Genomic DNA, 9453 nt, shown 5'->3' with positions numbered 1-9453 from the left:
CGGTGGTCGGGATGACCGGTCACCCGGAGGCCGTCCTGGCCCGCGAACTCGGGCTCTGCTACACCTCGTTGGCCCTGGTGACGGACCTGGACGCGGGTGTGGAGAGCGGCGAGGGCGTCACCCACGCCGAGGTGCTGGAGGTCTTCGCCCGCAACGTCGACCGCCTGCGCACCGTCCTGTTCAAGGCGCTGGAGTCGCTGCCCGCCGCCCGCGACTGCACCTGCTCGCACGCCCTGGACGGTCTCGTCACCGGTCTCGCCGGGGTGCCGTCCTGACGGCCCGGCGGACGAGGGCGAGCAGCGCGGCCGCGGCGGCGCTCGCCGCGAGGAACAGCAGCCAGTTGCGCAGGTAGGGCAGCGGCAGCAGGGTCGCGTTGCCGTGGTCGTCCCCGGCCCGCAGCACCGCGGGGACGGCCACCGCGCTCACCGCCGCCGCGACCACCAGCCAGCCGCGCAGCACCGGCCGCCCCGTCGCGGCCGCGCCGAGCCCGCACACCAGCGGCAGCCACAGCCCGTCGTGCACCACCACCAGGGCGGCCGCCCACAGCAGGACGCCGAGCGGACCGGTCACGTACGGGTCGGTCAGCAGCCCCACCACACCGCAGCCGAGCAGGGCGAGACCGCCGAGCAGCAGCGCACCGCGCACGGCCCGCACCTCAGGCCACCTCGATCCGGGCGACCCACTTGGTCTGCAGCACCCCGGGCCGGTTCGGCGCCACGATCCGGGCCGGGAAGCCGTGGTCGGGCGTCAGCGGGCGGCCGTCGAGTGCGAGGGCGAGCAGGGTGAGCGGGTCGTCGGCGTACGCGGCCGGCATCTCGGTGACCCGGTAGGGGCCCTCGGCCTCCAGGGAGGTGATCCGCACCGCCGAACCGGCCGGGATCCCGGCGCGGCGCAGCAGGTCGGCCACCCGGACACCCGTCCAGCGGGCGTTCGCGCTCCAGCCCTCGACGCAGGCGATCGGCAGGTCGGCGGTGGTCTGCGGCAGGGCCCGCAGGTCGGCGAGGCCGATCCGGTAGCCGGCCGGGCCGTCGACGGCCAGCCGCCAGTCGGCGGGGACGGCGGTGGTCCCGGCCTGCGCGGCGGTGCGGTTCACCGGGAGGGAGCCGGTGCCGGGGCGGCGCGGGGCGAACAGGTCGAGGGCGCGCAGCCAGGGCACGGACTGGCCCGCGGTGGTGAGGGTGACCGTGCCGACGGCGGCGGCCGTCGCGGCCAGTACCGCCCGTCGCCCGGGCAGCGGGGCGGAGCGGGCGCGGCGCCAGTGCGCGGCGATCACCGGGGCCTTGACGGCGAGGTGGACCAGCAGCGCACCGACCGCCGTCCAGGCGGTCCAGTAGTGGGTCTGCCGGAACGGGAACGGCCACGGGTACCACTGCAGGGTGTTCAGCAGGCCGGTGAACAGTTCCAGCAGCACCGCCGCGACCAGCAGCGCGATCGAGAGCCGCTCCAGCAGGTGCAGGACGCTGCGCGCGGGCGGCCAGGCGAACAGCCGCGGGTAGACCGTCCACAGCTTCGCGCCCGCCAGCGGGATCGCGGCCAGGCCCGCCACCACGTGCAGGCCCTGGGTGACCCGGTAGCCGTCCACCGGGCGGGACGGCAGCCGGGGCACCAGCCAGCCGGGCGGGTCCTGCAGCAGGTGGCTGACCAGGCCGGTGGCGAAGCACAGCAGCAGCGCCGCGCCCAGCCACCGGCCGAGCACCACCGCGGTGCGCGGCTCGTGCGCGGGGGAGCGGAACGCGCCCGGACGCAGCGGGCCGCGCCGCAGCGCGGCGGGCGGGGCGGGCAGCGGCGGGTCGAAGCGCCGCCGGGCGGGGGAGGAGTCGGAGTCCACCGAACCATCGAAGCGCGCCCGGCGCCCGCGGCGGCGCTGCGACGTGCTTACGGAATCCGAACGGCGCCGGGCCGGAGTGCTTACGGAACCCGGACGGCGCACCGTGCCACCGCCGCGCGGGCGCCGCGCGGTGCGAGGGTGGGCCGGTGACCGCACGCCCCGTCCTGTCCCGCACCCCCGTCCTGTCCTGCGCCCTCGCCGTCACCGCCCTGGCCGGCTGCCTCGCGCTGACCCTCACCACCGGCGGCACCCTCGGCAACCGCCCACCGCTGTACGGCTGGTACGCCGCCGACGCCGTCCTGTTCGCGCTGTCCCTGCTCGCGCTGCGCCGGGTGCCGCAGCGGCAGGTGGCGCGGCTGGTGCTGGCCGGGGGCGTGCTGGTGGCCGCGGTCGGGCTGCTGGCGCCGCCCCGGACCAGCGACGACGCCTACCGCTACGGCTGGGACGGGAAGGTGCAGGCGGCGGGCGGTTCCCCGTACGCGCGCACCCCCGAGGACCCGGCGCTGGCCCGGCTGCGGGACGCGGGCCGGTTCCCGGTCGGCGACGGCTGCGCGGAGTGGGACGAGCGGCGCACCGCCGACGGGGCCTGCACCCGGATCAACCGGCCCGCCGTGCACACGATCTACCCGCCGCTGGCCCAGGCCTGGTTCCTCGCCCAGCGTCCGTTCGGCGACGGCGTGCGGGTCGCCCAGGCGGCCGGGGCGGTCCTGGGGGTGGCGACCACCGGCGTGCTGCTGGCGGTGACGGGGGGACGGCGGCGGGCCGCGCTGTGGGCGTGGTGCCCGGGGGTGGCGGTGTGGGCGGTCAACGACGCGCACGTCGACGCCCTGGGCGCGCTGCTGGCGGTGGTCGGCCTGGGTTGGGCGGCCCGCGGCCGCTCCGCGGCGGGCGGTGCGGCGCTGGGTGCGGCGACGGCGGTGAAGCTGCTGCCCGCGCTGGTCCTGCCGGGCGCGCTGTCGGGCGTGCTGTCCCGCCGCCCGCGCCCCGCCGACCTGGTGCTGCCCGCCACCGCCGCCGGGGTGTTCGCCCTCTCCTACCTGCCGTACGCGGCGGCCTCCGGGGCCGGTGTCCTGGGCTACCTGCCCGGTTACCTGCGCGAGGAGGGCTACCAGCAGGGGCACCTGGAGCGGTTCGGGCTGCTGCGGCTGGTGCTGCCCGACCGGTTCGCGCCGTGGGCCGGGGCCGCGCTGCTCGCCGCCCTGGTGTGGCGGGTGCTGCGGCACGGCGACCCGGCGCGGCCCTGGCGGGGCGCGCTGACCGTGACCGGCGGGGCGCTGCTGCTGGTGGCCCCCGCCTACCCCTGGTACGCGCTGCCGCTGGTGGCGCTGGCGGCGCTGGACGGCCGCTGGGAGTGGCTGGCCGTCCCCGCCGCCGGGCAGCTGCTGTACCTGGCGGGCGGCAGCCGGGTGCAGCAACTCGCCTACGGGGGTGCCTTGTTGGTGATCGTGGCGGTGTCCGCCCGGCGGGCCGGGCGGTGGCCGCGGCCGGTCGGCGCACAGATGACGGAAGTCTGACGGCGCGCCCGCGCCCCTGGGCAACGCCGTCCCCGGCTGGTCCAATCACCCCGTGAACGACGACAGGGACGACGGCAGGAACGACGGCGGCGACGACGAAGAGACCCGCGGCGCCCCGGTGGGCCGCCGGGTGGTGCTGGGCCTGCTCGGCCTCGGCGCCGCCGGGGTCGTGGCGGGCCCGTGGCTGCAGCGGGCCCAGGACGCGGTGGTGCGCAACGACCCGACGGGTCTGAGCCAGGCGCTGCCCGGCGGGGGCGGCTTCCGGTACTACTCGGTGACCGCCTCGGTGCCCGAACGCGGTGAGGCGGACTACACCCTCACCGTCGACGGCCTGGTGGAGCGGCCCACCACCCTGCGGCTGGCCGACCTGCGGGCCCTGCCGCAGCGCCGCCTCGTCCACGACGTGCAGTGCGTCACCGGCTGGCGGGTGCCCGCCACCCCCTTCGAGGGCGTCCCGCTGTCCGCGCTGCTGGAGGCCGCCGGGGTCCGGCCGGAGGGCCGCGCGGTGAGCTTCGGCTGCTTCGACGGCGCCTACACCGAGAGCCTGACGCTGGAACAGGCCCGCCGCGACGACGTCCTGGTGGCGCTGCGGATGCAGGACGACCCGATCGGGCACGCCCACGGCGGCCCGGTGCGCCTGTACGTCGCCCCGATGTACTTCTACAAGTCCGCCAAGTGGCTCTCCACCATCACCGTCACCGACACCGTCCGCCCCGGCTACTGGGAACGGCTCGGCTACGACGTGGACGCCTGGGTCGGCCGATCGAACGGACGCGACGATGCACCCACCGACTGACCGCCGCCCCCGCTTCGCCCCCGCCCAGCGCCGGGCCCACCGCGCCACCGCCGCGCTGATGCTCACCTGCCTGGCCACCGCCGCCTGCCTCTACCTGCCGCCGCTGGCCCAACTCGTCGGCCGCCGCAGGCTGGTGGCCGCCGTGCACGAGTGGAGCGGCCTGCTGCTGCCCGTCCCGCTGCTGCTCGCCCTGGCCACCCGGGCGATGCGCCGCGACGCCGTCCGCCTCGGCCGGTTCACCGCCGCCGACCGCACCTGGCTGCGCACCGTGCGCCGCCGCCGGGCCGGACCGCGCCCGGCCGGGAAGTTCAACGCCGGGCAGAAGCTGTACGCGCAGTGGACGCTCGGCACGATGGCGGTGATGCTCGGCACCGGCCTGCTGATGTGGTGCACCGGTCTCGCCCCCGCCGTGTGGCGCACCGGAGCCACCTTCGTGCACGACTGGTTCGCGTTCGCCGTCGCCGCGGTGGTGCTCGGCCACCTGCGGATGGCGTACCTGGACCCGGAGGCGCGGCGCGGCATGCGCACCGGCGCCGTCGACCGCGGGTGGGCCGAGCGCGAGCACCCGCAGTGGGCCGAACCGGACTGACGTGCCGTCAGGAACGGGTCAGCGCCAGGAACGAGCGGTCGTACGAGGTCCAGCGCTCGGCCGGCTCCAGGCCGACGGCCCGGGCGTGCCGCAGCGTCGCGGCGGGCCCGCAGCGCGCCCAGCGGAACGGCGGCCCGGCGCCGTCCGGGCCCTCCACCCGGACGTCCGCCACCTCGTCCACCTCCTGCGCCTCGGTCTCCACCAGGAGCAGGCCGCCCGGAGCCAGCAGCACGCCCGCCCGGGCCAGCAGGGCGGCCGGGTCGCCGCCGATGCCGAGGTTGCCGTCGGCGAGCAGCACACCGCCCCAGCGCCCCTCGGCGGGCAGCCGGTCGAACACCGAGCGGCGCAGCGCGAGACCGCCCAGGTGGGCGGTGCGCTCCACCGACGCCGTGCACACGTCCACCCCGAGCGCGGGCACGCCCGCCCCCAGCAGCGCCGCCACCAGCCGACCGGGCCCGCAGCCCAGGTCCAGCACCGGCGCGGACAGGCCCAGGCAGCGCAGCACCAGCCCGTGGTCCGCCCCGGCGGCCGGCGCGCACCAGCGCTCCACCTCCAGCGCCAGCCGGGAGCCGTCCGCCCGGCGCAGCCACAGCGGGCCCCGCCCGGCCCGTACGGCCCGCCCGAACGGGTCGTCGACCCAGGGCTCGGCGGCGCCGGTGCGCAGGGCGGCGGGAGGGTTCACGTGTTCACCTGCCGGGGACGCGGGGAGGGGGCGGTCGGGACGCGCCGCGGAGCCGGGCATCCGTCCCACGGCGTCCCGGGGACGGTCCCGGCGCGTCGTGGGGCCGTCCGGGCGCCGCGGAGCCTGGCGTCCGTCCGGCCGCCCGTCCCGTCCGGACCGGCGGGGGGCCCGCCCGCGCGCGGGGCGGCGCTGCTCACCGGGCCGGACCGGGGGCGGGCGCGTACTCCCGCAGCCGGGCGGCGAACCGCGTGCCGGGCGCCAGCGCGGCGACCCGGGCGGCGTCGTCCGGCCCGTCCACGTCCAGCAGCGCCGGCAGCTCGCGGACCACCAGGCCGTGCGCGGCCAGCCGTTCCCGGACGCGGCGGCCGGTCTCGGCGGTCGACATCGGCACGCCGTGCAGCAGCCGCTCGGCCAGGCGGGCGTCCGGGCGGGCCAGCCCGAGGGCCCAGAAGCCGCCGTCCTCGGCGGGCCCGAACCAGGCGTCGGCGCCCGGGCGTTCGGTGGCCGACAGCGGTGCGGCGAGGGCGGCGGGGTCGAGCTGCGGGGTGTCCGAGCCGACCAGCAGGGCCGGGGCGCGCGGGGCGAGCCGGGCGGCGTGGGCGAAGGCGGCGGCGATCCGGCGGTCCAGGCCGCCCCCGCACTGCGGCACCACCTCCCAGCCCGGCGGCAGCCACCGGCCGGGCTCGCCGTCCAGCACCAGCAGGCGCCGGCCGGCCGGGACGAGGGCGAGCGCGGCCAGGGTGTCGGCGAGGGCCGCCCCGGCCAGGTCGGCGGCCTGCTCCGGGGTGAACGCCGGGGTCAGCCGGGTCTTCGAGCGGCCCGGCTGCGGTGCCTTGGTGATCAGCAGCAGGGTCGGCGGCGGGGCCGCGAGCACCCGGCGCATGTCGCGCACCGCCTGCCGGGTGCCGCGCACCGTCCCGGTCACCTTCGAACGGCCCGCCCGCGGACGGTAGTCGACCGGCACCTCGGCGATGCGCATCCCGGCGGCCGACGCCGACAGCACCGCCTCCAGCGGGTAGCCCGAGCGCCGGTCGCCCAGGCCCAGCGCCAGCAGCCGCTCCCGGCGCGCCGCCCGCATCGGCCCGAGGTCGTGCAGGTCGGCGCCGGTCACCGCGCGCAGCCGCCGGGCCAGCACCAGGTTCGCCAGCCGGGCGTGCGGCGGCCACGCCCCGAACGAGACCGGCCGCCGCCGTCCGAGCACCAGGTCGGCCGTGCCCGCGAGCACCGGGTCGACCACCCGGGGCAGTTGCGCGGGGTCCAGCGACCCGTCGCAGTCCAGGAAGCACACGAACTCGGCGTCGGCCGCCAGCAGCCCGGCGTGGCAGGCCGCGCCGAAGCCCCGGCGCGGCTCCGCGACCACCGTCGCGCCCAGGTCGGCCGCGATCCGCGCCGAGCCGTCCCGCGAACCGTTGTCGACCACGACGGCCCGCCAGCCGGCCGGGATCCGGCCCAGCACCCAGGGCAGCGCCCGCGCCTCGTCCAGGCAGGGCAGCACCACGTCCACCGAGGACGGGAGAAGAGGAGGAGTCACGGCCGTTACGCTAGCCACGCCCGACCCCGCCGCGGCCGAGCCGCGCCCTTACGGAAGTCGTACGGCGCACCCGCCCGGGCCACGGACCTTACGGAACCCGAACGCGGGCCCGGAACGGAGCCGACGGCGCTCCCGTGCTCGTATCCTCGGGCGGGTGAACCACAGCCCCGCCCCCGCCGAGCCGCCGGAGCCCGCCCGCATCCTGGTCGTCGACGACGACCCGACCGTCGCCGAAGTGGTGGCCGGCTACCTCACCCGGGCCGGCCACCTGGTCGACCGGGCCGAGGACGGACAGCGCGGCCTCGACCTGGCCGAGCGGCACCGCCCCGACCTGCTCGTCCTCGACCTGATGCTGCCCGGCCTCGACGGCCTCGAAGTGCTGCGCCGCCTGCGCGCCCGCCCCGACCGGGCGGACCTGCCGGTGGTGCTGCTCACCGCCAAGGGGGACGAGGCCGACCGCGTCCTGGGCCTCGAACTCGGCGCGGACGACTACGTCACCAAGCCGTTCAGCCCGCGCGAACTGGTGCTGCGGGTCCAGTCGATCCTGCGTCGCGCCCGCACCGCCGCGTCGGCCGCCCCGGCGGGGCCGCTGTGCTCCGGCGACCTGGCACTCGACCCGCGGGCCCGCCGCGCCCACCGGGACGACCGCGAACTCGCCCTCACCAGCCGTGAGTTCGACCTGCTCGCGTTCCTGCTCCGGCACCCCGGGACGGTGTTCTCCCGGCAGGAGCTGATGCAGCGCGTGTGGGGCTGGGACTTCGGCGACCTGTCGACCGTCACCGTCCACGTCCGCCGCCTGCGCGAGAAGATCGAGGACGACCCCGGCGCGCCCGCCCTGATCAGCACCGTCTGGGGCGTCGGCTACCGCTACGACCCGGCCGCGCCGGTGCGGGACGGTGCGGCGTGAAGGACCTGCTGCTGATCGCCCTGTTCGCCGCGCTCGGCGCCGCCGCGGCCGGACTGCTCGGCCTGGCCGCGCTGCGGCTGCTGCGCCGCCGCTCGCTGACGCTCACCCTGTTCGCCGTCGCCGTGGTCAGCGTCCTCGCGGTCACCTCCGGCACGTTCGCGGTCGCCCGGGCGATGTTCCTCTCCCAGCACGACCTCGGCGTGGTCGTCACCGTCCTGGCGATGGCCTCGGTGGTCGCGCTGCTCACCGCCGCGCTGCTGGGCCGCCAGGTCACCGCGGGCGGCCGGGCGCTGGCGGTGGCCGCCCGCACCGTCGGCGGCGACGCCGGGTTCACCCCGCCGGACCGGCCGCTCGGACGGGAACTCGCCGCCGTCAGCGCCGAACTCGCCGCCACCAGCGCCCGGCTGGCCGAGTCCCGGGACCGCGAGCGGGCCCTGGACGCCTCCCGGCGCGAACTCATCGCCTGGATCTCACACGACCTGCGCACCCCGCTGGCCGGGTTGCGCGCGATGGCGGAGGCGCTGGAGGACGGCGTCGCCGAGCAGCCCGAGCGCTACCTCGCCCGGATCCGCACCGAGGTGGAACGGCTCACCGGCATGGTCGACGACCTGTTCGAGCTCTCCCGGATCCAGGCCGGCGCGCTCTCGCTCAGCCCCTCCCGGGTCTCCCTGCCCGACCTGGTCGACGACGCGCTGGCCGGCGCCCACCCACTGGCCCGGCAGCGCGGCGTGCGCCTGGAGGGCCGCCGGGTCGAACCCGCGCCGGTCGAGGCCGACCCCCGGGAGATCACCCGGGTGATCGGCAACCTGCTGGTCAACGCCATCCGCGCCACCCCGCCGGACGGCGTGGTCGCCGTCTCCACCCACCGGGAGGCCGACGCCGTCGTGCTCGCCGTCACCGACGGCTGCGGCGGCATCCCCGAACCCGACCTGCCCCGGGTCTTCGAGACCGGTTGGCGCGGCACCACGGCCCGCACGCCCCACGCGTCCGCCCCCGGAGCGCCCGACACCGCCGACAGCGGCGCCGGACTCGGGCTCGCCATCGTCCGCGGCATCGTCGAGGCCCACGACGGACGGGCCCGCGTCCGCAACGTCGACGGCGGCTGCTGCTTCGAGATCACCCTCCCAACCGCCCGCCGCGCCTGACGGCGCGGCGCGCCCCCGGCGAGGAACCCGGGAGCTGGGAAGGCCACCGTGACCGGCGGAGCCCGGAACGGCGCGGACGACCGGTGGCACCGCTCACCCCCGTGTCCGCCCGGCGGGACCCCCGACAGCCCGGAGGCCCCCGGCCGGTCAGCTCCCGCCCCGGTGGGCCGCCGCCCCGGTGCGCCGAGCGACCCGACCCGCTCGCCCGGCCGTCCGCCGACTCGCTCGCCTGCTCGCCCTGCCGTCCGGTGACCCGACCTGCTCGCCTGCTCACCTGCTCGCCCTGCCGCCCGGCCGTCCGCCGACCCGACCCGCTCGCCCGGCCGTCCGCCGACCTGCTCGCCTGCTCGCCCTGCCCCCGGTCCCTGCCGCCCGGCCCTTGCCGTCCGCCGACCTGCTCGCCCTGCCGCCCGGTGACCCGACCCGCTGGCCCGCTCGCCGGCTCGCCCGGCCGTCCGCCG

At 78.3% G+C, this 9453-nt stretch carries 10 protein-coding genes and 1 pseudogene; 6 read left to right on the top strand and 5 right to left on the bottom strand.

What is annotated here, in order from left to right; genetic code table 11:
• Positions 1–275 (top strand): phosphorylase family protein (locus ABD345_RS37665; RefSeq protein ID WP_486327098.1); only part of this gene is annotated, 275 nt, incomplete at its 5' end.
• Here ABD345_RS37665 and ABD345_RS37660 read toward each other — a convergent pair.
• Together ABD345_RS37660 and ABD345_RS37655 are read right to left on the bottom strand one after the other, a co-directional pair.
• The gene (locus ABD345_RS37660; RefSeq protein ID WP_344558994.1) at positions 247–645 is read right to left on the bottom strand and encodes a hypothetical protein; all 399 of its coding nucleotides are present in this window, start codon (positions 643–645) and stop codon (positions 247–249) included. The two genes, ABD345_RS37665 and ABD345_RS37660, sit on opposite strands and share 29 nt — an antisense overlap.
• A gap of 10 nt (positions 646–655) precedes the next feature.
• Positions 656–1747, bottom strand: a complete 1092-nt coding sequence (locus ABD345_RS37655) for a molybdopterin-dependent oxidoreductase (RefSeq protein WP_425556951.1) — start codon at positions 1745–1747, stop codon at positions 656–658.
• A gap of 227 nt (positions 1748–1974) precedes the next feature.
• On the opposite strand from ABD345_RS37655, the gene ABD345_RS37650 reads away from it, so the two are divergent.
• The 3 genes from ABD345_RS37650 to ABD345_RS37640 are packed head-to-tail and all read left to right on the top strand — an operon-like array spanning position 1975 to position 4727.
• On the top strand, positions 1975–3342 hold the full coding sequence (locus ABD345_RS37650; RefSeq protein ID WP_344558993.1) for a glycosyltransferase 87 family protein: 1368 nt from the start codon (positions 1975–1977) through the stop codon (positions 3340–3342).
• Between the two features lie 52 nt (positions 3343–3394).
• Positions 3395–4138 (top strand): molybdopterin-dependent oxidoreductase, encoded by a 744-nt coding sequence (locus tag ABD345_RS37645; protein ID WP_344558992.1) that lies wholly within the window; start codon positions 3395–3397, stop codon positions 4136–4138.
• The gene (locus ABD345_RS37640; protein WP_344558991.1) at positions 4122–4727 is read left to right on the top strand and encodes a cytochrome b/b6 domain-containing protein; all 606 of its coding nucleotides are present in this window, start codon (positions 4122–4124) and stop codon (positions 4725–4727) included. The genes ABD345_RS37645 and ABD345_RS37640 overlap by 17 nt, the downstream gene beginning before the upstream one ends.
• A 7-nt stretch (positions 4728–4734) precedes the next feature.
• Here the strand turns inward: ABD345_RS37640 and ABD345_RS37635 are convergent, their stop codons facing one another.
• From ABD345_RS37635 to ABD345_RS37625, 3 genes and pseudogenes are all read right to left on the bottom strand, one after another.
• Positions 4735–5409, bottom strand: coding sequence for a methyltransferase domain-containing protein (locus tag ABD345_RS37635; RefSeq protein ID WP_344558990.1), 675 nt, complete (start codon positions 5407–5409; stop codon positions 4735–4737).
• A gap of 193 nt (positions 5410–5602) precedes the next feature.
• On the bottom strand, positions 5603–6058 hold the full coding sequence (locus ABD345_RS37630; RefSeq protein ID WP_425556950.1) for a DUF2064 domain-containing protein: 456 nt from the start codon (positions 6056–6058) through the stop codon (positions 5603–5605).
• Between the two features lie 198 nt (positions 6059–6256).
• Positions 6257–6913: pseudogene (locus ABD345_RS37625) on the bottom strand (glycosyltransferase family 2 protein); the annotation flags it as partial.
• Positions 6914–7094: 181 nt separating this feature from the next.
• Here ABD345_RS37625 and ABD345_RS37620 point away from each other — a divergent pair.
• A complete protein-coding gene (locus ABD345_RS37620) occupies positions 7095–7847 on the top strand; it encodes a response regulator transcription factor (RefSeq protein WP_344558989.1) in 753 nt (250 codons plus the stop codon).
• Positions 7844–8992 (top strand): sensor histidine kinase, encoded by a 1149-nt coding sequence (locus ABD345_RS37615; RefSeq protein ID WP_344558987.1) that lies wholly within the window; start codon positions 7844–7846, stop codon positions 8990–8992. Before ABD345_RS37620 ends, ABD345_RS37615 begins: the two co-directional genes overlap by 4 nt.
• Positions 8993–9453: the final 461 nt, after the last annotated feature.

The sequence above is a fragment of the Kitasatospora saccharophila genome (genome assembly GCF_039529925.1).
Lineage (GTDB): Bacteria > Actinomycetota > Actinomycetes > Streptomycetales > Streptomycetaceae > Kitasatospora > Kitasatospora saccharophila.
The sequence above is the reverse complement of the archived record's forward strand: the minus strand, read 5'-3'. Positions and strand labels throughout refer to the sequence as shown.